Genomic DNA, 23,802 nt, shown 5'->3' with positions numbered 1-23,802 from the left:
TAAGACTCAGTCTTCTTTTTATTTATCTATTCAGCTATTGTGCGTGTTCGCAGCACAAGCTTAACACAAGCAAATACAAACCTATAGAGCAGGCTGAGATTTTGGCGTCTGAAAAATTTAAATCTTACTGCGAAGATTGTGCTGTAGGCCATTAAATCCTGTATTTGTAATAAAACGGGATCTAATATGCTTGAGGATTTAAGTTCTTCCGCATTTCGATAAGCATATTGACACAAACGAATACTATCTACTCTATCACTTTTACCTCTAGCAATACCAAAACTCCATTTTATATGGGCCGCATTACCAATGTGTATTGGTAGATTCTTTTCACAACAGAATGCCCATAACAAACGATGATATATACCTGTATTCTCGATTACTAACAATGTGTTTTCGTTCATTGTGACTTTATGTTTTTTTAGCCATTTATGAAACTCCTTAAGTCCTTGAATAGAATTTTCAAATCGTAGTGTCTGGATCTGCTGTTTTTGCTGATCAATCACACACAATAGGGAGGCATCAAAATAGGGCTTTGAAATGTCTATCCCAATAAAGAATTTTGAGCAAGTCTTCATGATGATTATTTTTGAAATAAATAATAATACTAACCATTTTTCCTCATCGGTTCAAGTCCTTGATAATGGGTATTTAGCCCTAATTGTTATTTGACCACTAAGGGAAAAAACAGCAGTGGATTATATCCTAAAATAGGCTTAAAAACCTTGACGCTACTAAAATGAGCCACTGCTGTTGGTTAGTTTCTAGAATACAAAATCGTAATCTAATTATATAAATACAAATCTAAAGGACGCTTCTGATCGCAACAGATTCCACTTTAGAACTCGATTCGCTAAAAAAAGAATTACCAAAAGTCCAGCACGCCGAACCTCTAGTTATTGATTTAATACGTGATTTAGGCGCACGAAAAGGCGAAAAAGAATGGAATATTAGTTTAGGGATGACGGATAACTTAGAGTTTGATGAATACGAAACTCTAATAGAATATGAGTGGGCTCCTATCGATAGATTGGGTTTAGAAATTGAGCTACCCTTCACGTTTCATTCTGAAATGCGAAACGTCACTGTTGAAGCCGTACCTGCTAACCGATTAAACAGCTTAAAACTGGCAGGTCAATACACTATTTTTGTGAGCGAAAAATTAAACACTTCATTAGCTATGGGCTACATAAACGAATTTGAATTTTCTGATTTCAAAAACTTTGGAAATCCACTTATATATGGAAATGTGTATAATCCATTTTTCGTGGCAGCCAAACGTTGGGGAAGAAACTTTCACACCTTAGTTTATACTGGTCCGAGGATTATTCATCATTTCAAAACAAAATCTACCCACACTGCTTACGATATTAATTCTAACATTCATTATATGATAGAAGGAACCAGAAACTTTATCGGAATAGAATTCAATAAATCTTTCGAACACCGGGATTTCGATATGACTATTCGTCCTCAAATGCGACTTACTATTAGCGATCAAACAATGTTGGGTATATTAGTTGGAGTACCTATAGCTCGTGAAAACCAAAGCATGAGTTCCTTTTTAAGGTTAATATGGGAACCTTCTCATAAAAAATAGAAAGAAGAGCTATCAAAAAATACAGACTTTAATTATTTTAAAGCCTGTATTTTTTGATATCTTACACCTATTTATTGTCTTACATCTAATGTCTTTGATTTTTGTTCTTAATCTCTTCCTCAACCATTCCTCTTTACACATTATACCCAATAATCTTATCCAATCTGTTAGAAAAATCTTGCAATTGCGCTCGATCGCCGCTTCCTAATTCCAGAACCATGTATTCCCCTTTGTAATTGATTTTTTGTAGAGCCTGGATCACTACTTTCCAATCAATATCGCCCTCTGTTAGTGGTACACCAAAACCTTTACCTAGCCCCTGCTCATTCATAACCTTACGGCTAAATTCTTTGATATGCACCTTGAAAATACGATTACCTAAAGTCTCAATCCAATGTTCAGGCCAACCATAACGCAACACATTGCCCACATCAAAATACCATCCCACCAAAGGATGATTAATTTCATCTACAAAACGTTTGGCTTCTACAGGGCTTAGGATAAAATTGTTCCAAACATTTTCCAAGGCGATTTTCACTTTGTGTTTTTCCGCATAAGGAATCAGCTTACGGATATTCTTTTGTGCGGTATGGTAAGCATTTTCGTATGACACTTGTGCATTAACTACTCCAGGAACTACCAAAACAGTATCTCCTCCTAGTTGCTTCGTCTCTTCTATAGATTTCGCGATAGAATCTACGATAAATTGCTGTACAGATCCCTCAGGACTAGAAAGCGGCTTGGACCAATGATCTTTATTCACGGTGCCCAATATCTCCACACCCGAAAGATCCTGAGCTTTTAAGAGTTCGTTAATATCCAATGTACCTGGAGAATTGATTTCTATTCCATCAAATCCTAAATCCTTTACCAACTTGAATTTATCAGCCACGGACAAATCTTCTTTTATCATATAGTAACTGATCCCCTTTTTCAATTTCAGAGGAGCAGTTGAAGTGGACGGACAGTTATGAGCAGAGGAAGCAAAGCTCTCTGAAATAAAAGAAGCTGCAAATAATGCTGAAGTATTGCGAATAAAGGATTTACGGTTCATCATGTAGCGGTCTGTATCAATAAAAAAGACTTTTGACTAAGATCCAAAAAGTCTTTTACAATTTGTAATAAATCTTTATGTTTAACTTATTTTTACGTTTTGAATCCTAACTGTGCATAATTCATTATTTTTATCTAACTCAAAAACTGCTTATAGACAGAATTATTTATTCAAATAAATAGCCTTTATGACACACACAATATATCCATGCTTGTGGTTTGATGGTCTAGCACAAGTAGCAGCTGAATTTTACTGCACTATCTTTAAAAACTCAAAAATCCTCTCGCAGAATCCTATGGTTACGATTTTTGAATTAAATAACACACGCTTTATGGCGTTGAATGGTGGTCCAAAGTATAAGTTCTCTCCTGCCAATTCTTATGTCGTTACCTGTGATACCCAGGAAGAAATTGACCATTATTGGGAAAAATTAGGTGAAGGCGGCATTTATAATTGTTGTGGTTGGCTGGATGATAAATTTGGAGTATCCTGGCAGATTGTTCCTGCTATACTCAGCGAATTGATGAGTAATCCTTCTACCGCTTCCAAAGTTACCCAAGCCTTTATGCGTATGAAGAAGTTTAATATCCAGGAGCTCTTGGATGCCGCAAAGTAAAGATAAAAAAGCCTTTCGATGATTCTCAAAAGGCTTATCTGTTCTTATTTTCTTTTATTGTATTCTTCTAAGACAAAATCCAACTGTGCTTCTTGTGTCAAATTCGAATTGTCCAAAACAATAGCATCTTCCGCTTGTCGCAATGGGCTTTCTTCCCGTGTGCTATCGATATGATCACGATGCGCTAGATTTTCAATTATCTCTTCCAAAGTAACAGTTTCGCCTTTAGCTGTCAATTCGGCAAAACGACGATTAGCACGCACAAGTGGATCAGCAGTCATAAAGATTTTCAAATCGGCATCTGGAAATACTGTCGTACCAATATCACGACCATCCATCACGATATCACGGCGTGCACCCAATTTTTGTTGTTGTGCCACCATGGCATGACGTACTTCTTTGATTGCGCTTACTTCACTTACCTTCTCTGAGACTTCCATTTGGCGGATTTCATCCGAAATATCCTCACCATTTAGTAGAATTTGTGTTTTCTCCGTATTGGGGATAAAATCAATATGAATATTTTCTAAAGCTTTATTTATAGCTTCTGTATCATTAAAATCGATTCTGTTGCGTAAAAAGTAAAGCGTCACCGCACGGTACATCGCTCCACTATCCACAAATACAAAATTTAACTTCTTAGCAATAGCTTTTGCAACGGTGCTCTTTCCACAAGAAGAAAAACCATCTATTGCAATAATAAAATTCTCTCTTGCCATCTTAGTTATTCCCTCCAATAATTACTCCTGGCTTATTTACCAATGGAACCTTCGATAGATTCTCATCGACGATACTTTCTGGAAGGAAAATATATTTTTTGTCGTAAATCGTATTCTCAATATAATAGCTCAACCAATATTCATTAGTCAACCCGAAAACTTGCGTATCAATCACCTCAATCTGTACAGCGGAGTGGGCAGATACGTCACCCAAGAAATGTCGTAGCGTAGTAGTTTTCACTTCTCTTCCTTCCTTTTGGCCGTAGCCTTTGGAAGAAACCAAAACATTCGTTAAGGCTACATTTTTCTCATTTACCAAATATACAGTCCAACTTTTGGAATCAGGCGTAGCATTTTCTAATACTACCGCAATGGAAATATCTTCAACTATATTAACAGGCAAATCCTTCTTCATACTTATTTCTTTTTCGTCGCAGCCTTTGTTGTTGTTTTCTTCGCTGTTGTCTTTTTTACAGTTGTTTTAGCCGTAGCTTTTGTTGCTTTCGCTTTAGGAGCTTTTGGATCTTCAGCAGCCCATTTCAACACATCCTCGTACGTAATCGTATTGACATCTGTTCCTTTAGGGATTTTCAAGTTTTGTTTTCCAAAACGGACGAAAGGTCCCCAACGTCCATTTTCGATTTGTGCTTCTGGGTTTTCTTCGAAAACACGAATCACTTTCTCGATATCCTTTTGACGTTTAGTTTGAATAATTTCAATAGCCTGTTCTTGCGTCACATCCAATGGATCCAATCCTTTTGGCAAAGAATAGAACGCTGAATTGTGACGGATATAAGGTCCAAAACGACCAATAGCTACTGTCATTTCTTTCTCTTCGAACTCTCCTACTTTCTTTGGCAACTTGAATAATTCCATCGCTTCTTCGAAAGTAATGGTTTCAATCATTTGTCCTTTACGTAACGAAGCAAACACAGGTTTTTCTTCGTCATCTTGGGAACCGATCTGCACCAAAGGACCGAAACGACCTACACGCACACTCACTGGCTTGCCTGAAACTGGATCAACACCCAATTCACGTTCGTGTGAAGCACGTTCTGCATTTTCTAACGTATCTTCTACTTCGTGATGGAATGGTCTGTAGAAATTTTCCAACATGTCCGTCCACTCTTTATTTCCTTGTGCGATTTCGTCAAACTCTCGTTCTACTTTCGCTGTGAAATTGAAGTCTACAATACCTTTGAAGTGTTCTACCAAGAAGTCATTCACCAAAACACCGATATCGGTAGGGAACATTTTACTGCGCTCTACACCAGTCATTTCTGTTTTCGTAACTTCTGAAACCTGACCTTCTTTTAAAGTCAACACTTTATAATCTCTTGGTTTACCGTCACGATCTTCTTTCACCACATAACCACGATTTTGTATAGTTGAAATCGTCGGTGCATAGGTAGAAGGACGGCCAATACCCAATTCTTCTAATTTCTTAACCAATGAAGCTTCCGTAAAACGTGCTGGAGGTCGTGAGAAACGCTCTGTCGCCGTCATATCGTTTAGATTCAATGCTTGCCCCACTTCCAATGGTGGCAATAAGGCATTATCAGAATCCTCATCAACGGTATTATCATTATCATCGTCCACTGACTCCATATACACTTTCAAGAAACCATCAAATTTCATGATTTCACCTGTAGCAGTCAATTCTTCACTACGTGTTGAAACAGAGATTTTTGCAACAGTCTTCTCAAATTCTGCTTCACTCATTTGCGAAGCAATAGCACGCTTCCAGATCAATTCGTACAAACGAACTTCTGATGGATCTGCCGAGATACTGTGATTCGCAAAATAGGTTGGACGAATAGCCTCGTGTGCTTCTTGAGCTCCACTAGACTTCGTTTTATATTGACGCTTTTTATGATATTTTTCACCATAAGCTTTTAGAATCTCATCTTGTGCACCTTGAATTGCCGTATCCGATAAGTTTACGGAATCCGTACGCATATAGGTGATATGTCCTGCTTCGTATAGACGTTGTGCAACTTGCATCGTACGCGCTACAGAATACCCTAACTTTCTACTTGCCTCTTGTTGCAAGGTAGAAGTAGTAAAAGGTGCTGCAGGATTTCGTTTTGCTGGCTTTTTCTCTAAGTTCGTAACCGAATAAGCTGCATTAATACAGTCATTCAAGAATTTCTCTGCTTCGTCCTTTTTCGCAAATCGATGGGGCAATTCGGCTTTGAAAGATTCTCTAGCTTTACCTGTATTAAATATTGCAACAATCTTAAACGATGCTTCTGGCGTAAATCTATTAATTTCACGCTCACGTTCCACAATCAAACGTACAGCTACTGACTGTACACGACCTGCCGAAAGTGAAGGCTTCACTTTGCGCCATAATACTGGCGACAATTCAAAACCTACCAATCTATCCAATACACGACGTGCTTGCTGTGCATTTACTAAGTTATAATCAATCTTACGCGGTGATTCAATGGCTTTAAGAATCGCTGGTTTGGTGATTTCGTGAAAGACAATACGCTTGGTATTATCATCTTTTAGTCCTAATGTATCAAACAAGTGCCAAGAAATAGCTTCTCCCTCGCGGTCCTCATCGGATGCTAACCAAACTGTCTCTGCAGCCTTTGCTAATTTCTTTAATTCACTGACCACAGCCTTTTTATCAGCTGGAACCTCATACTTTTGTTTAAACTTATTATCGGTATCAATTGCATCATCGGTTTTCACCAAATCACGAATATGCCCATAACTTGACTTTACCAAAAAGTCACTCCCTAGATAACCCTCTATCGTTTTTGCCTTCGCAGGCGACTCCACAATTAATAAATTTTTAGCCATTTAATATGTTAAGATTTCTGCAAATATTATTATTTCAAAATGGAATGACAATATTTTTTATCAATAAACCTAATTATTCTTTTAAAAAAGCCAGTGTCCACTCACGATATCCAACAAGTAAAATACAGCAAATATGACCGATGCAATACCATTCGTTGTCATAAAAGCTCTATCCACACGGGACAAATCTGTGGGACTGACAATACGGTGTTGATATATTAATAATATACCATAAAATGCCACTCCTAGATAATATAAAAGTCCCACTTCAGTATAAAAAGCAGGAAGTAATACCAAAATAAATGAAAGTACATGCAGCACTTCCGAAATTTTCAAAGCTTTTGGTCCTCCAAAATTTGCTGGAATAGAATTCAGTCCATTCGCTCTGTCAAATTCTTCGTCTTGTAACGCGTAAATAATGTCAAATCCGCTTACCCAAGTCAAAACAGCCAGTCCATAAAATATTGGAACAATATGAAATTGTCCTGTAACAACCATATAAGCACCTACAGGAGCTAAACCAAGCCCTAAGCCTAAAACCAAATGGCAAAGTGGTGAAATACGTTTCATATACGAGTAAAACAATACCACAAATAAAGCCACGGGCGATAATGCAAGACACATTGGGTTGATAAAATAGGTCGCTCCAATAAAGATGATACAGTTAATAACCGTAAAAGTAAGTGCTTGTTTAGGGCTTATACGTCCTGCCGGAATATCTCGCACAGCTGTTCGTGGATTCAACGCATCAATATCTCTGTCCAAATAACGATTGAATGCCATAGCGGCATTACGCGCTGTAACCATACAAACCAGCATCAAGCCCAACAAAGACCATTGAAACTCAAAAGCCGTCGTACTAACGGCTAAGAAAAATCCTATAAAGGCAAAAGGTAAAGCAAATATACTGTGTGCAAAAAGCACTAAAGACATGTATTTTTTCATATCTCCTCTGTAACAATTGGTGGCTCAAAACCGGCATTTATTTCGTCGATAGCTTCTAATATTGGTTCTAAACCAACTTTCTCTTCAGAAGAAGTCAAAAATCTTCTTGGCACTTCCTCAAACCATTTCAGCAGAGCTCTTTTGAACTTTGCCATATTTTGATCGGACTTCACATTAGATTGTTTATCACCCTTGGTGAAAATCAACATAAAAGGTAATCCCTTCTCTCCTAACCAACAACAAAAGTCCAAATCTATCTTCTGGGGTTCTAAACGCGAATCGATTAGCACAAAAATACATTGTAGATTTTCTCTTCTCGTTAAATAATAACGTATGAATTTACCCCAATCTTCTCTGTTTTTTTTGGATGTTTGGGCATAACCATACCCTGGTAAATCGACCAAATACCAATTATCATTAATAATAAAGTGATTAATAAGCTGCGTTTTACCTGGTCTTTGGGAGGTTTTCGCCAAACCTTTACGATTCGTCAAAGCATTGATTAACGAAGATTTACCCACGTTCGATCTACCGATAAAAGCATATTCGGGTAGATTCGGAGCAGGCAATTTATCGACCTGTGTATTGCTACAAACAAATTCTGCGGATTTTACTAGCATAAAACAAAGGTAGAATTTATTTTAAGAAATCTAAAAGCAGGCAATTTACCACATCGAACATCGGGTAATAATTAGTATTTTAGTCGACCTATTATTAAAAAATGTTAATCTTAAAAAACATAGTTAAACAGTACGCCAATCACCGTGCATTAGACGATGTCTCGATAGATATTCCTGAAGGAAAAATCTTTGGACTCCTTGGGCCTAATGGGGCTGGTAAAACTTCCTTAATACGTATTATCAATCAAATAACTGCTCCTGATTCTGGAGAAATATATTTTGATAATGAACTTCTTTCGCCTAAACATATCGAACAAATCGGCTACCTTCCAGAAGAGAGAGGATTATACAAAAAGATGAAAGTCGGCGAGCAGATGATATATTTAGCCCAGTTAAAAGGCTTAAGTAAATCTGAAGCGAAAAAACGTCTGCAATATTGGTTTGAGAAATTAGACATTACCACTTGGTGGGACAAAAAAATTGAAGATCTAAGCAAAGGAATGCAACAAAAGGTTCAGTTTATAGCAACTATTCTACATGAACCTAAGCTCATTATATTGGACGAACCTTTCTCTGGCTTCGACCCTGTCAATGCACAAATCATACAAGACGAAATACTCGAATTAAATAAAAATGGCTCTACTATCATCTACTCTACCCACCGAATGGAAACCGTAGAAGAGCTGTGCGATAACATTGCTTTGATTAATAAATCTAAGAAAGTGTTGGATGGTTCGGTAAAAGAGATCAAAAAACAATACCAAAACCAATCATACTTTATTGAATTTACACCTACTGGAAAATTGGTCAGCCACGAAAACCCACTCTATGATTTGTTGGAATTGACGGCACAACAAGATCATGTGGAGATAAAAATCAAAATTAATTCGCCATATCAGCTGAATGACGTTTTGAACTATCTCATTCCGCAAGTCATGATTAATCAAGTCAAGGAAATTATTCCAACTATTCACGATATTTTTATTGAAAAGGTAACACAAACGCAGGAAATCATTCATGAACAAAATTAAACTTATCATACAACGTGAATATTTGACACGTGTTCGCAAAAAATCCTTTTTACTTACGACTTTTTTAGTACCGTTATTTTTTATAGCCATGTACGTCGGCGTTATTTTTCTAACGAAAAAAAGCTTTGACGAAAGTCACACTGTAGTCTATATCGTGGATGACACTAATGATGTCATCAACAAATTAAATTCTTCAAAAAACGTTACTTATCTGAAAGAAAATCAAGATATACAACAACAGATAAAGAGTATCAACTCAGCAAAAGACAATACAAGTATTCTTCATATCCCGAGAGATTTTTACGATCGTGAATCTGTAGAATTTTTGTCTGTAGACAAACCAAACATTTCGACTGAAGCTGAGATTCGCGACAGCCTTAATCGTATAATTAAGGACAAAAAATATGAATCTTATGGCATAACTAAAGATATGCGTCGCGCTATTAAATCCAATGTGGTTATCAAATCCAAAGAAATTAAAGATGGAACCGCCACAGAATCCAACACGGAAGTTGCCATGGCTATTTCGTTGGCCCTGTCGATTCTGGTATATATTTCTTTATTCTTATATGGCTCCCAAGTCATGCGGGGTATTATTGAAGAAAAAAACAGCCGTATTATTGAGGTTATAATTTCGTCAGTAAAGCCATTTCAGCTCATGATGGGAAAAATTATAGGTATTGGTTTAGTCGGTTTGACGCAGTTTGCGCTATGGATTATTGTTTCTATTACCTTAGCAGGTATAGCATCCAGCACTATTGTTTCAAAAGAAGATTTGGCAAATCAACTGATGCAAAACAAAACGCAACAGATTGGGATGGCGGATACACCAATAGATCAAACTTCCTCTTCTTTTGATGGAGAAACATTCGCTGAAATTATAGGCTTATTACAAACCTTGAATTTAACGGAGATAGTAGTTTGCTTTTTTGTGTTCTTCTTGGGAGGCTACCTTATATATAGTGCATTATTTGCGGCAGTAGGTTCGGCAGTAGATAGTGAAACCGAAGCTTCACAGTTTACACTTCCTATTACAATGCCCTTATTATTAACTTATGCCCTTTCTTTTGGAGTGTTAATAAACAACCCACATGGTTCGGTCGCAATGTGGTTAAGCTTTATTCCTTTTACCTCTCCAATTGCTATGTTAGTTAGAATACCTTTTGGAGTTCCAACGTGGCAAATCATTATTTCGGCAATTTTATTAATCCTAGGATTTATTCTAACTACATGGTTTGCAGCGCGTATTTATCGTGTAGGCATATTAATGTATGGAAAAAAAGCCAGCTACAAAGAGCTTATAAAATGGTTTAAATACAAAAGTTAATTACTTTTACAATCAGAAATCACAAAAACATATCATGTCAAAACTTATTAATTTACGTACATTCAAAGAGTTTTTCGAGTCCAGCACTGGCGGAGGAATAATTTTATTTATTTGCGTTGTCTTAGCTTTAATTATTGCCAATTCACCTTTAGGAGAAGGTTTACTTACCTTTTTATCTACTACGTTAGGTTTTGAAAATGAATCTATTCAACTTAATTACAGTATAAAACAATGGATTGACGATGGTCTTATGGCTATTTTCTTTCTATTAGTAGGATTAGAAATCAAACGCGAATTAGTAGAAGGAGAATTAGCTTCACCTAAAAAAGCTGCACTTCCAATCTTCGCTGCCATTGGTGGTGCTTTATTGCCTGCTGCTATCTATGCCATATTTAACCATAATGCAGATACGCATCATGGTTGGGGTATCCCAATGGCTACTGATATTGCTTTCGCTTTAGCGGTAATATCGATGTTGGACAAACGTGTACCAGCAAGCTTAAAAGTATTTTTAGCAGCTTTAGCTATCGTGGACGATTTATTAGCTATTCTCGTAATTGCTATTTTCTATTCTTCCGATTTACATTATACTTATTTATTGTATGCTGGAGGAATTTTCGCCTTACAATTAGCCTTCAACAAATTTGGAGTAAAGAACATCCTAGCTTATATCATTCCTGGAATTTTTATGTGGTACTTTATCCATCACTCGGGTATTCACGCCACCATTGCGGGTGTACTTACTGCGATGACTTTACCTACAACTCCAGACGAGAAAGAGTCTCCATTAGAAAAATTAGAGCATCTATTAGCTAAACCTGTGAACTTTATTATTATTCCGATTTTTGCTTTTGTCAATACGGCTATTGTCTTAAGTACAGATATGTTAGGCGGTCTTACGTCACCAATGGGATTAGGTATTATTTTGGGACTTATTGTGGGTAAATCTGTAGGAATTCTTTTGACCTGTTGGCTATGTGTCAAATCTGGTTTATCCTCCTTACCTGAAGGCGCAGGCTGGAAACATATGTTTGGTGTAGGATTACTCGGAGGTATTGGTTTTACGATGTCTATTTTCGTAGCTATGCTTTCTTTCTCAGACGCTTTACATATCGAAGAAGCAAAATTAGCTATACTTGTAGCATCTTTACTGGCTGGAACTCTAGGTTATACCTACCTTTCAGCATTAGGTAAGAAAAACGCACAAATAGATAAGCTATAGCTAGATAGCTACAAAAAAATATATTAAATTTCAGATTAGGAAATATCATTAACCTGGAAGGTATATTTACAATAATATAATCAACTTAAACTCTTATTTGAAAGGCATCTCATAAAAATGGGATGCCTTTCTTAGTATATGTGTAGCTAAACATGTTGTTCTTGCGTTTTATCTATAAAAGCATTAAAACAACAGTCTTATGAATACACATATTTTAAAATTACTTTTTTTAGCAATTGCATGCTCATTTGTGATGACAAGTTGCCTGAAGGATGATCTTAATTCTCCTAACATTCCTCAAGCGGGTTTCACAATGATTAATGTGCATACAGGTTCTAATTCCATTATTCACAAAGCGGACAACAACTTTATTCAGACCATGAATAATCCGCTTCCATTTAAAGGAATCAATTTTGTTTATCTCTACCCAGGAAACAGAAAAATTCAAACTATAGACCCTACCAACAAAATTCTAATCGACAGTACCTACACTATTAAAGATAGCCTTTTATATACCTCCATCGTTTTTTCAAAAGCTGAAAATAAAGTAGGTCAGCATGTGGTCAGTGATACATTACTAAATAACTTATCTACTAATTCGGGGATTCGTTTTGTGAATCTAGCTTACGACAAGATTAATGTTGATTTATACATAGGAGAAAATGAAGTTTTTGCAAACCGTACCTACGATGGCAATACGCTTTCAAATAATAGCTTCAAATTTGTATCACAATTATCAGGTCAAAAGAAATTAATAGCTAAAAATAGTGCAGGTGACACTTTAGCTGAAAAAGATATCAATTTGAGTACAGGAATGTATTATACCTTGATATTAATAAAGCACAACACGGAAAACACCTATGAGCTTATTGCTCATCAACAATACAGAAATTAAATCCCAAATATAAATTTGCCATGAAGGTCTTAAAGTATTTAAGACCTTTTTTATTTAAGAGTAGTATTTCTAAATATTAGCCTTTACACGAGGGATTAAATTCATTCCATAAACCCCAGTCTTCTTTGGTTTACTATGTTTAATTACTGCTTTTCGAAGGATTCATATAAGTCTTCTTCAAGTCCTTAACGATCCTCAACTCTCCAATTATATAATCCACACCTATTTCAAAGGACTAGCCCAATGCACATCGTCCCGAATTTCTATATTTTTTACATAATCAAATTTCAGCGAAAATAACAGACATTCCTTTTTCTCCCTTTTTATAGCCAGTTCTAATTATAAAATTGTGTTCTGTAATAGCAACATCATCGGCTCTACCCAAATCAAACATTTTCCATCCTATTGATTCAGACGAAGAATATCCACAAATTTGATAAGCTCGCAAGCCTTCATTACCCACTGTAGTCTTTCCATAACAATAAGGTTCTACTATTCTTAATTCTCCTTCATAATATAATTTAATTATCTGTTGATTTTTAATTGCATTTATAATTTCTGTTCTCATAGTTATCTTGTAAAATTTATATGCTTAAATATTTATTCAGCTATTAACTAAAAATTAAGACATATTGGCATTCGTGTAAACATACTATAAATCAATTCTTCCTAAATACGGGAAACCGTAATCTCACACATAATCAACCTTTAATCTTTCAGGAAAAGGAATAAGTAACAATCATATACAGAAATTATCGTATAAAACTGGCTATACAGGAGGGATAAAGCTTCTACTCAAAAATGTTTTGAGATTTAAGTTCTTGAAGGGGGGATAAATGCAAAAAGCTCCATCTTTCGATGAAGCATTTTCTGCGGAGAGTGAGGGATTCGAACCCCCGAACCTGTGACAGTTAACGGTTTTCAAGACCGCCGCATTCGACCACTCTGCCAACTCTCCGCCACAAAAGTAGAAATTCTACCCTGATTTGCAAAATTTATTTTAAAATAAAATGCTTTTAAAGGGCATTAGAACAACATTCCGCTGGATATTAAGATTTTACAAATTGTAAATCTGCTGAAAATTTCACTTCTTCTGACACCATTACCCCTCCTGTTTCTAAAGCCGCATTCCAAGTTAAATCAAAATCCGTTCTATTTATTTTACCACTTACCGTATATCCCACTTTATCATTACCCCAAGGATCCTTTGCAACACCTCCAAATTCTACATCTACAGTAATAGATTTAGAAATTCCTTTGATCGTAAGGTCGCCAGTTACTTTATATTCATCGTCATCTTCTTTTGCCACTGAAGTAGACTTGAAAGTTATAAATTGATTGCTTGCTGAATCAAAAAAGTCTGAGCTTTTTAAATGCTGATCGCGTTGATCATTTTTAGTATCGATAGAATCGACTTCTATTTTTACTTCTACCTGTGCTTGAGTCAAGTCATCGGAAGCATTTTCTAAATTTACTTCAAATGATTTAAACTGTCCTTTTACAGTAGAAATCATCATGTGACGAACTTTAAATTCTAATTCACTGTGTGCTGGGTCTAATTGCCAATTTGCCATAATTAAGTCTATATTAAATGATGAATATTATTTATTTCTGTGTCCTACAAAGATAGATTGCCCTTGCTATTCGATTTCTTAATCTAGATTAAGAAATTCAGTAAAATTTATTCAATTGTCTAGCAAATAGTTATTGAAATATAAGCAAAATTTGGCATATATATTTTGGAAATAATCTACAAAATACTACTTTTGTACTACCGAAAGGGAAGCGCCAATAGCTCAGCTGGATAGAGCAACGGTTTTCTAAACCGTCGGTCAGGGGTTCGAATCCCTTTTGGCGTACTTCTTTCAAAGTCCTTCAGATTTCTGGAGGACTTTTTTTTATATCCCTATTCCAAGTTCTTCCTTAGCGGAGTTATCATTTAGTAAATACCTATCTTACTACTTTGAAACTCTTTTAAAGCTGATTTAATATATATTCTTCTTTTATAAGAATCCAAGTTTTAAAACATTTTGCAATCTTATTTTAGCAATAAATATAGATAAAAATTAATAACATATAAACGTATTATAAATTATAACTATATTGAATAAAGTTTTATTATTTTATTACTCAGAGTTTTCTGCTTAATTTTATATCAAATCACAAACACAAATAATAAAAAAATTTAATCAATTAGAATATGGAAAACGGTTCAAATGACATCAGCAAATGCCCATTTCACAATGGATCCATGCAAAAAAATAATGCAGCCGGACGTGGTACCCAAAATAAAGATTGGTGGCCAAACCAGCTTAACTTACATATCCTAAAGCAACATGATACCAAAACTAACCCAATGGGTGAAGATTTTGATTATGCGAAGGAGTTTCAATCATTAGATTTAGATGCCTTGAAAGCGGATCTTCATGCTTTAATGACAGATTCACAAGATTGGTGGCCTGCTGACTTTGGACATTACGGTCCATTATTTATCCGTATGGCTTGGCATAGCGCTGGAACGTACCGTATACAAGACGGACGTGGTGGCGGTGGCCAAGGTCAACAACGATTTGCACCATTGAATTCATGGCCTGACAACGTATCCTTAGATAAGGCACGTCGTTTACTATGGCCTATCAAACAAAAATATGGTCGCAAAATTTCTTGGGCAGATTTAATGATTCTAACAGGTAATGTAGCCTTAGAATCTATGGGCTTCAAGCCTCTAGGTTTTGGCGGTGGTCGTGCAGACGTGTGGGAACCAAACCAAGATGTGTATTGGGGCTCAGAAAGAACTTGGTTAGGTGGTGATCTTCGATACGGTAAAGGTGGTTCCACAGGTGTAAATAGCGATGAAGATGATGGAACAATTATCGTTGAAGATACAAACAGCGAAAAACACCAGTCTCGAGATTTAGAAAATCCATTAGCAGCGGTACAAATGGGGCTTATCTATGTAAACCCTGAAGGACCAGATGGCAACCCTGACCCTATTGCTTCAGCTAAAGACATTCGCGATACATTTAGCCGAATGGGTATGAATGATGAAGAAACATTAGCTTTGATAGCTGGTGGTCACACCTTCGGAAAAACACACGGGGCTGCTTCAGCGGATCATGTTGCATCTGATCCAGAAGGTTCGGATTTAGAAGCACAAGGGCTGGGATGGGCTAACTCGTACGGAACAGGTAAAGGTGCCGATACCATTACATCAGGATTAGAAGTAACTTGGACAAGTAAGCCTACAGAATGGTCTAACTTATTCTTGAGCTACTTATATGGATTCGAATGGGAATTGACAAAATCGCCTGCAGGAGCACATCAATGGGTCGCTAAGAATGTAGGTGAAATCATTCCTCATGCACACGATCCAAACAAAAAAATTAGACCGACAATGCTTACTTCGGATTTAGCTTTACGTTTCGATCCAGAATATGAGAAAATTGGTCGTCGTTTCTTAGAAAATCCAGACGAATTCGCTGATGCATTTGCAAAAGCTTGGTTTAAGTTGACACACCGTGATATGGGACCAAAATCTCGTTATTTAGGTTCAGAAGTTCCAGCAGAAGATTTTGTATGGCAAGACCCGCTTCCAAAAGCTGAGAACTACACATTAAGTGATTCTGATATTGCTATATTAAAAGAAAAAATTCTTGGTTTAGGTTTATCTGTTTCAGAATTAGTGTCTACAGCTTGGGCTTCGGCTTCTACATACCGTAATTCGGATAAGCGCGGTGGTGCTAACGGTGCACGTATCCGTTTAGAACCTATGAGACACTGGGAAGTAAACAACCCTGTTCAATTAGGTAAAGTTTTAACTGCTTTAGAAGGTTTACAAGCTAAGTTTAGCCAATCAGGCAAACAAGTATCATTAGCAGACCTAATTGTTTTAGGTGGTGCAGCAGCTATCGAGAAAGCAGCTAGAGAGGCAGGTCATAACATTACAGTTCCTTTTGCTCCTGGTCGTACAGATGCTTCACAAGAACAAACTGATGTGGATGGATTCAAATGGCTAGAACCGGTGGCTGATGGATTTAGAAACTACCGCAAATACAACAATCCTGCAGTCTCTACTGAGGAATTATTAATTGACAAAGCACAATTATTAGACTTGACAATTCCAGAATTAACTGTATTATTTGGTGGTCTACGTGCTATTAACATCAATTTCAATAATTCAAATCACGGTATTTTCACCGATCGACCTGGTCAATTAACAAATGACTTCTTTGTGAATCTATTGGACATGGCCACGCAGTGGAAAGCGATGGATCAATCTAAAGAAACTTATTTAGGTACAGATCGCAAAACAGGACAAGCAAAATGGACTGGCACACGTAATGATTTGGTATTTGGATCAAATTCTGAATTAAGATCAATTGCTGAAGTATACGCTTCTGCAGATGCAAAAGATAAATTTGTTAACGATTTCGTTGCTGCTTGGAATAAAGTAATGAATGCAGACAGATTTGATTTAGCTTAATACATAATAACACACACACTTCTTTAAAATGTGGAAGCCCCGAAAATTCGGGGCTTCCTTGCTTTTGTTTAGTAATTAGCTTTGAGAATTATTTAAAATAACTCAAATGCTTTCTATTAATTGAATTTGAATTTTATACCAAACTGCATGTAATATGTAGATGATATAGATTCATTATTAAATGTTGTAGATCTTATGATATCTCCGTTGTTATAATTCAATTGGAATCTAGGTTTTGTGGTTCCATCAGGTGTGATAGCACTTGTATTTTGAGGTCTTAACAATTGCGTACTAGCTGACTTATATATTCCCCAATTAGAATTGAACAAGTTGCCAATATTGAATACATCCCAGAAAAATTCTAAAGAATTATTTCCTCCCGCTATATTTTTATATAACTCTTGCGCTAAACGAAAATCAAATTGATTTCTCCAAGGCATAATACCACCATTACGTTCAGCATATTTACCTTTTCTTGTCTTTAAATAATCATCATTATTTACCAAATCGAAGAAAATTTCTGATTGCTCCTGTGCTGTATAACCTCTTCCTCCATAGTTATTATTTCCAGAAGCTATGTCAACAAATTGGATTTCGGATGCATCTTTCGGAATATAAATAAGATCATTATTATTACTATTACCGTCTCTATTAAAATCACCAGCATAAACATAACTCATTCTACCCGTAGAAGATCCTGAATAGAATAATGTCATTGTTGTATTTAAGTTTCCTATCCAACTATTAGTATAAGAAGCAAATCCCACCACACGGTGTGGAACAATATTGGTCGTATATCCTAAAGATGGAACATTTGGATTACCTGTGTTGGTTGGAGGAATTGACCATAAATTGGCAATTTGGTCTCCCGCTCCATCACCGAAGTTTTTAGCCGCTGAATAAGTATAAGATAAGGAAGCAGAAAGTCCATTCCAGTTATTTTTTTGCAATTGGGCTGTGACAGAATAATAATGTCCCCCCTTTGCATTAGTCATATATGTAGGATCAAAACGATTTGTTCCATTTGCAACAGCTTGACCTGCAGAATTCAATTTATTAATATATTTATCTGCTGTTGCATTAGGGTAAATGAATCGAGTATCACCATACCCTGCAATGTCCAATTGAGTAGGTTCAACTAAATTCACATTTTTAGCTACCACCGCATTAATATCTTTGTTGTAGATAGCTTCTATTGTCCCGATAATACCACCAGGTAAAGTATGATCAACAGCCAAATAAGACTTCCATGTCGAAGGGAATTTCAAATTTCTATCCATTGCTGAAACACTGCTAGGAATCGAACTACCTGCAGCTGGAAGAGGACTTGGGAAATTAGCTTTGATATTTGGATTAAAATCTGGAATAGCATTATTCGCAAAAATCTGTGTATACTGCAACATACCCGCATCACCCGATTGTGCTACTATCCATACAAATGGAATACGACCTGTAAACACACCTGAACCTCCACGGAAAATTAAGGATCTATCCCCATACGCATCATAATTAAATGCCACACGAGGTGAAACCATTATTCTTGATTTTGGAGTCGCTCCTGTATTCAATTTAATACCGTCAGCAAATGTCAATTGCTCCACTAAAGGATGAGTCTTCATTGCAGAGATATTTGGGAAAGTAGGCATTTCAACTCGTAAACCTGCAGTTAATTTCAATTTACTGTTAACTGAATATTCATCTTGGATGAAAGCAGAATATTGAGCAAATTTAAAAGAAGGAAAAGCTTGTGAGCCATCTTCTGTTAGTGGGAAAGTCAACACATAATTCGCTGCTTTATTTCCATTTACAAAGTCACTCCATGAATTATATAAATAGTATCCTGCACCAAAGCGTTGGAAACCATTTTTAGTTGTACTCCCTTCATATTGTGCGCCATAAGTAATTTGATGATTTTCAACGGACCATACTCCATCATAGTATAATGTCAAAGTTTTCACATCACGTAAATTTCCATATGTAAACGGCTCATAACCAAACGTAGTAATGATATTATTTCCATCTTTAATATCAACTAAAGGAAAGTCATCACCCGCTGATGAACGAGGTTCGTTTTGATGTACGTAGGCTGCACGCAATGTATTATTTGTATTCCCCCATTTACCAGTATACTCCACTACTCCAGAATACAAATTGGTTTCTTGGAAATAGTTTGAATTAGAGAAGTGTAATGCATTTGAACCTGTACGACTTAGATTAGACAATCCCGAACCTGTAAATGAATTACTAATTTGTGAAGGAGACTTACCTTTAACTTGATTATACCTAAAATTTACTTTATGATTATCTGCTATATTCCAGTCGATTTTTGCAAATACCTTATCATTATTACTCTTATTTGAATAACCTTGATAAACACCTGGATCATAACCATATTTAGAAATTAAATAATTGCGTACTTCATCCAAAAATTGATATGTAGGTCTTGCTATAGATGTATTACCTGACCCAAATTGTATATTGTTAGCATCATCTGCAACTTTAGTTGGGCCTGGTTCTGTAGTTTTATTTTGCTCTAAGTTTACAAAGAAAAATAATTTGTTCTTAATAATAGGGCCACCTAAACTAAAACCATATTGTTTTTCTTGCATTTCGTTTATTGCCACTTGACGATCTTTAACACGTACACCTTGTTGGTGGTCTGAGCGTCCTGTATAAAAAGCGGAACCAAAAAAATCATTACGTCCAGATCGAGTAACAGCATTCACTGCCGCACCTGTAAACCCCGATTGACGTACATCAAAAGGTGTCACATTAACGACAATCTGTTCAATTGCATCAATAGATATAGGAGATCCATTTGCAGGAACATTTTGTCCTATACCAAATTGATTATTAAAGTTAGCCCCATCGACCGTAAAATTGTTTGCACGGTAGTTACCACCTCCAATGGCTGTACCATTTGCTTGTGGAGTTAAACGTGTTAAGTCGTTAACACTACGAGAAATAGAAGGTAAGTTTTCTATCTGTGAACGACCTACCACTGTGGAAGCACCATTTTTGTCACTTTTACGACGACTACCTGTAATAGTTACTTCGTCCAAGGCTGTAGCTGCCTCACCAAACACAGGGTTTAGTATAAAAGGCTGACCTAGTTGTAAGTATACATCATTGTATACTAATTTGTCCTGCCCTACATAACTCACCTCAATACGGTAAGGCCCACCCACACGCATATTCGAAACATTGAAACGTCCCTGCGCATTTGCTGAGCTTGAGTAAACTGTTCCTGAGGGTAAGTGCGTTGCTTTAATGGTGGCGCCTGCAGTAAATTGGCCTGTGGTTTGGGTAACTACACCATTAAGACTACTGGTGGTAACTTGTGCTTCTACTATGCCATAGCTGGATAATAGCAGCGCAAAAAAAAGTAGATTTTTTTTCATGCGGTTTTGTTTTGTTTAGCTAATGATGGTGTAAAATTAGGATTTATTTTAACAAATTTTAACACATCTCAAAAACTTAACATATTCATAATCTACTGACTTTTGAAGAAAAGATAAAAAAATATGGCATATTATCTTAATCCAAAAAAACAAAGGTTATTTAATTAAAATATTCTCAAATAAATATTTTTTTTTCTTCAACATTAGAGTTAAGAAAAGTTCTCATTGTGTAAAAAAATTACATTTACATGACTTTTATAATCATCGGCTATCTTCATTGTTGTTTAACAAACATTCTTATTAAGAATCAAATTCTTACCGTGTATATTAATATAGTTTCAAATGAAATTAATGGCATTTATAAATTAATTATTGACTTTTTTAAACAACTTTTTAAATAGCTTTTAGTTATGATTTAACATTATTTTACACTTCAAAAAAAATAAGTTACCTTTGCAACCAATTTAATATTTATCTCAAAAAGATGAACAAAAAATCTACCCTCTTGTATGCCTCTGTGGCATTCATGCTTACCAGTAATGTTGCATTAGCCCAACAGGTAATCACTGGTAAAGTAACCGATGGCAAACAGCCAGTTGCTGGTGCCACAATTTTAGTCGCTGGAAGTAAAGAAGGCACCTCAACAGATGCTAACGGCAACTTCTCTCTGACTACAAACCAATCCAACGGCCAACTTCAAATCAAATTCATCGGCCACGAAACTCAACAAATTAATTTCTCTTCTACAGCTCCTATCGGTACAATTATTTTAGTACCTACATCTGAGCAATCACTTGATGAAATTATTGTTGTAGGTAGAAATTTGATTGATATTGCAGAAGGTCGTAAAACTCCAATCGCTGTATCTACAATCAAACAACAAGAGATTGAAGAGAAAGTAGGTGGGCAAGATATCTCAGCTACTTTAGTTAATACACCTTCAGTATATGTAGGTGGTCAAGCTAAAGGTTTTGGTGAGTCGTCAATGACTACACGTGGTTTCGACCAATCAAACACTGCATTCTTATTGAATGGTCAGCCTATCAATGGTATGGACAACGGTCGTGTGTACTGGTCTAACTGGAGTGGTCTTTCGGACATTTCTTCATTGGTACAAATCCAACGTGGTTTAGGTTCTTCTAAATTAGCTATTTCCTCTGTAGGTGGTACAATTAACTTTGTTACAAAATCTACTGATATGAAAGAAGGTGGTTTTGTAAAACGTACTGTAGGTAATGACATGTTGCGTAGATCAACTATCGCTTACAACACTGGTTTGATGAAAAATGGTTTCGCTGTATCAGCAATGTTCACAGACTGGAGAGGTGATGGTTACATGAACAAAACAGAAGGTGCTGGTCAAAACTACTTCTTATCTGTTGGATACAAAGTAAACGAGAACCACAACTTAAACTTAATGGTAACTGGTGCTCCACAATGGCACAATCAAGGTTACACTGGTAGATTATCAAAATTCTTATCTGAAGGTAGAAAATACAATGACAATGTGGTAATTGTAAACGGTACAGAAACTAACTACCGTAAAAACTACTACCACAAACCAGTAGCTAACTTAAACTGGGACTGGAAAATTTCAGATAAATCAACTCTAGGAACTGTAGTATATGCTTCAATGGCACGTGGTGGTGGTCAATCTTCTCGTACGGATGCTACTTCTGCAAAAGTTCCTTATTTAGCAGCTGACGTAAACAACCACCAATGGTATGGTATCGTTTCAAATTACAACCGTGAGTTGAACGAAAACTTAAACTTTAATGTTGGTTTCGATTTACGTGATTACAAAGGTGAACACTACAGACAAGTAACTGACTTATTAGGTGCTTCTAGCATTGCACATACAGGTAATGTATTTTTACCAGGTCTTACTAATGTTTCTAATGAATTCTCTACGAATCCTTGGAAAACTTGGACTGACAAACCATCTTCTATCGAAGATAGATTAGCATGGGATTACAACCAAATCATCCGCTATGCTGGTTTATTCGGTCAAATCGAATACGCTAAAAACGGTTTCACTGCATTCTTCCAAGGTTCATTATCACAACAACACAATAGCCGTAAAGACGTATTCCAATATACTGAAGGAAATCAAGACTCTGAAGACGTTAACAACTTTGGTTACAACGTAAAAGGTGGTTTGAGCTATACTTTAGGTGGACATACAATTTTTGGTAACGCTGGTTTCTACTCACGTCAACCATACCAAAATAACATCTTCGCTTATTACACAAATGTTGTAAATCCTTACGCTATTAACGAAGAAATCTTAGGTTTAGAACTAGGTTATAAATACAATTCTAGATACGTAGATGTTGCTGTAAATGCTTACAAAACTACTTGGGCTAACCGTGTAACTGGTAGTTCACAAACTGCAAACCAAAGTGCTGTAAACAAATACACTGCAATGGGTAAAAACCTTCAATTAGGTGAAATTATCTATACTACAAACTACGGTGTAAAACAAGACCACAAAGGTTTGGAATTAGAAGTTGCTGCAAAACCATTTTCTTTCTTACAAGTTAAAGGTTTCGGATCAGTAGGTGACTGGAAATACGAAGGTATCTCTAACTCAATCTTACGTAATGAAGACCGTGAAGTATTAGAAGAAACACAAAGAGACCTTACTGGTATCAAAGTAGGTGATGCTGCTCAAACATCTTATGGTGCTGGTCTAAAATTCTTCATCTCCAACGGATTATCAGTGGACGGAGATTACAGAAGATTCGAAAGATTATACGGTTCATTGCCTTCAAACGCTGCTACTTTGAAATTGCCAAACTACGATTTAGTAGATGCTGGTATATCTTACAAAGTACAAATCAGCGATAAAAACGCAATTAGTTTCCGTGTAAACGTGAATAACTTATTTGATAAATTCTATTTATCTGATGCTACTTCAAATATGGATGCTACAGCCACTACTGAGTACTGGAAAGGTATTAATACTTCAAACTACGTATTAGTAGGTTGGGGACGTACTTGGAGCGGTTCAGTGAAATTCACATTCTAAGAAATATCACACACTAGATATTTATCTCGAAAAGGGGCTTTCAA

18 protein-coding genes and 2 tRNA genes are annotated in these 23,802 nt (G+C 36.2%); 9 read left to right on the top strand and 11 right to left on the bottom strand.

Going from position 1 to position 23,802, the window contains the following annotated elements; genetic code table 11:
- Nucleotides 1-26: 26 nt before the first annotated feature.
- Nucleotides 27-578, bottom strand: a complete 552-nt coding sequence (locus tag G5B32_RS08600) for an IS110 family transposase (protein WP_165291131.1) — start codon at nt 576-578, stop codon at nt 27-29.
- A 239-nt stretch (nt 579-817) separates the two neighbouring features.
- On the opposite strand from G5B32_RS08600, the gene G5B32_RS08595 reads away from it, so the two are divergent.
- A complete protein-coding gene (locus G5B32_RS08595; RefSeq protein ID WP_165291144.1) occupies nt 818-1,600 on the top strand; it encodes an HAEPLYID family protein in 783 nt (260 codons plus the stop codon).
- Nucleotides 1,601-1,733: 133 nt separating this feature from the next.
- Here the strand turns inward: G5B32_RS08595 and G5B32_RS08590 are convergent, their stop codons facing one another.
- On the bottom strand, nt 1,734-2,657 hold the full coding sequence (locus tag G5B32_RS08590) for a sugar phosphate isomerase/epimerase family protein (RefSeq protein ID WP_206366847.1): 924 nt from the start codon (nt 2,655-2,657) through the stop codon (nt 1,734-1,736).
- Nucleotides 2,658-2,841: 184 nt separating this feature from the next.
- Between G5B32_RS08590 and G5B32_RS08585 the strand changes: the two genes are divergently transcribed.
- The gene (locus tag G5B32_RS08585) at nt 2,842-3,270 is read left to right on the top strand and encodes a VOC family protein (RefSeq protein ID WP_165291130.1); all 429 of its coding nucleotides are present in this window, start codon (nt 2,842-2,844) and stop codon (nt 3,268-3,270) included.
- Between the two features lie 44 nt (nt 3,271-3,314).
- Here the strand turns inward: G5B32_RS08585 and cmk are convergent, their stop codons facing one another.
- From cmk to yihA, 5 genes are all read right to left on the bottom strand, one after another.
- Nucleotides 3,315-3,989: a (d)CMP kinase gene (gene cmk, locus G5B32_RS08580; RefSeq protein WP_165291129.1), complete on the bottom strand. Its 675-nt coding sequence runs from the start codon at nt 3,987-3,989 to the stop codon at nt 3,315-3,317.
- A 1-nt stretch (nt 3,990) separates the two neighbouring features.
- Nucleotides 3,991-4,404 carry a hypothetical protein gene (locus G5B32_RS08575; RefSeq protein ID WP_165291128.1) on the bottom strand — a complete coding sequence of 138 codons (414 nt, stop codon included), beginning with the start codon at nt 4,402-4,404 and terminating at the stop codon, nt 3,991-3,993.
- A gap of 2 nt (nt 4,405-4,406) precedes the next feature.
- Complete coding sequence (gene topA, locus G5B32_RS08570; RefSeq protein WP_165291127.1) at nt 4,407-6,803, bottom strand: type I DNA topoisomerase; 2,397 nt, start codon at nt 6,801-6,803, stop codon at nt 4,407-4,409.
- Between the two features lie 81 nt (nt 6,804-6,884).
- Nucleotides 6,885-7,748: a UbiA-like polyprenyltransferase gene (locus G5B32_RS08565; protein ID WP_165291126.1), complete on the bottom strand. Its 864-nt coding sequence runs from the start codon at nt 7,746-7,748 to the stop codon at nt 6,885-6,887.
- Nucleotides 7,745-8,368, bottom strand: a complete 624-nt coding sequence (gene yihA, locus G5B32_RS08560) for a ribosome biogenesis GTP-binding protein YihA/YsxC (protein ID WP_165291125.1) — start codon at nt 8,366-8,368, stop codon at nt 7,745-7,747. Before yihA ends, G5B32_RS08565 begins: the two co-directional genes overlap by 4 nt.
- A gap of 101 nt (nt 8,369-8,469) precedes the next feature.
- Between yihA and G5B32_RS08555 the strand changes: the two genes are divergently transcribed.
- From G5B32_RS08555 to G5B32_RS08540, 4 genes are all read left to right on the top strand, one after another.
- The gene (locus tag G5B32_RS08555; RefSeq protein ID WP_165291124.1) at nt 8,470-9,399 is read left to right on the top strand and encodes an ABC transporter ATP-binding protein; all 930 of its coding nucleotides are present in this window, start codon (nt 8,470-8,472) and stop codon (nt 9,397-9,399) included.
- Nucleotides 9,386-10,726 carry an ABC transporter permease gene (locus G5B32_RS08550; protein ID WP_165291123.1) on the top strand — a complete coding sequence of 447 codons (1,341 nt, stop codon included), beginning with the start codon at nt 9,386-9,388 and terminating at the stop codon, nt 10,724-10,726. The genes G5B32_RS08555 and G5B32_RS08550 overlap by 14 nt, the downstream gene beginning before the upstream one ends.
- Before the next feature lie 34 nt (nt 10,727-10,760).
- A complete protein-coding gene (gene nhaA / locus G5B32_RS08545; RefSeq protein WP_165291122.1) occupies nt 10,761-11,948 on the top strand; it encodes a Na+/H+ antiporter NhaA in 1,188 nt (395 codons plus the stop codon).
- 199 nt (nt 11,949-12,147) lie between these two features.
- Complete coding sequence (locus G5B32_RS08540; protein ID WP_165291121.1) at nt 12,148-12,843, top strand: DUF4397 domain-containing protein; 696 nt, start codon at nt 12,148-12,150, stop codon at nt 12,841-12,843.
- A 280-nt stretch (nt 12,844-13,123) separates the two neighbouring features.
- Here the strand turns inward: G5B32_RS08540 and G5B32_RS08535 are convergent, their stop codons facing one another.
- The 3 genes from G5B32_RS08535 to G5B32_RS08525 form a co-directional block, all read right to left on the bottom strand.
- Nucleotides 13,124-13,411: a hypothetical protein gene (locus G5B32_RS08535; protein WP_165291120.1), complete on the bottom strand. Its 288-nt coding sequence runs from the start codon at nt 13,409-13,411 to the stop codon at nt 13,124-13,126.
- Nucleotides 13,412-13,716: 305 nt separating this feature from the next.
- Nucleotides 13,717-13,801, bottom strand: a tRNA-Ser gene (locus G5B32_RS08530).
- Nucleotides 13,802-13,892: 91 nt separating this feature from the next.
- On the bottom strand, nt 13,893-14,417 hold the full coding sequence (locus tag G5B32_RS08525) for a YceI family protein (RefSeq protein ID WP_165291119.1): 525 nt from the start codon (nt 14,415-14,417) through the stop codon (nt 13,893-13,895).
- 211 nt (nt 14,418-14,628) lie between these two features.
- On the opposite strand from G5B32_RS08525, the gene G5B32_RS08520 reads away from it, so the two are divergent.
- A tRNA-Arg gene (locus G5B32_RS08520) sits at nt 14,629-14,702 on the top strand.
- A 341-nt stretch (nt 14,703-15,043) separates the two neighbouring features.
- Nucleotides 15,044-17,326: a catalase/peroxidase HPI gene (gene katG / locus G5B32_RS08515; protein ID WP_165291118.1), complete on the top strand. Its 2,283-nt coding sequence runs from the start codon at nt 15,044-15,046 to the stop codon at nt 17,324-17,326.
- 116 nt (nt 17,327-17,442) lie between these two features.
- Here katG and G5B32_RS08510 read toward each other — a convergent pair whose 3' ends face one another.
- Nucleotides 17,443-20,727, bottom strand: coding sequence for a carboxypeptidase regulatory-like domain-containing protein (locus G5B32_RS08510; protein WP_165291117.1), 3,285 nt, complete (start codon nt 20,725-20,727; stop codon nt 17,443-17,445).
- A gap of 484 nt (nt 20,728-21,211) precedes the next feature.
- On the opposite strand from G5B32_RS08510, the gene G5B32_RS08505 reads away from it, so the two are divergent.
- Complete coding sequence (locus G5B32_RS08505) at nt 21,212-23,758, top strand: TonB-dependent receptor (RefSeq protein WP_206366846.1); 2,547 nt, start codon at nt 21,212-21,214, stop codon at nt 23,756-23,758.
- Nucleotides 23,759-23,802 lie beyond the last annotated feature (44 nt).

The sequence above is a fragment of the Sphingobacterium sp. SGL-16 genome, assembly GCF_011043515.1.
In the GTDB taxonomy this organism is placed as follows: Bacteria; Bacteroidota; Bacteroidia; order Sphingobacteriales; family Sphingobacteriaceae; genus Sphingobacterium; species Sphingobacterium litopenaei.
Note: the sequence above shows the minus strand (reverse complement) of the source record. Positions and strands in the feature narration are given on the sequence as shown.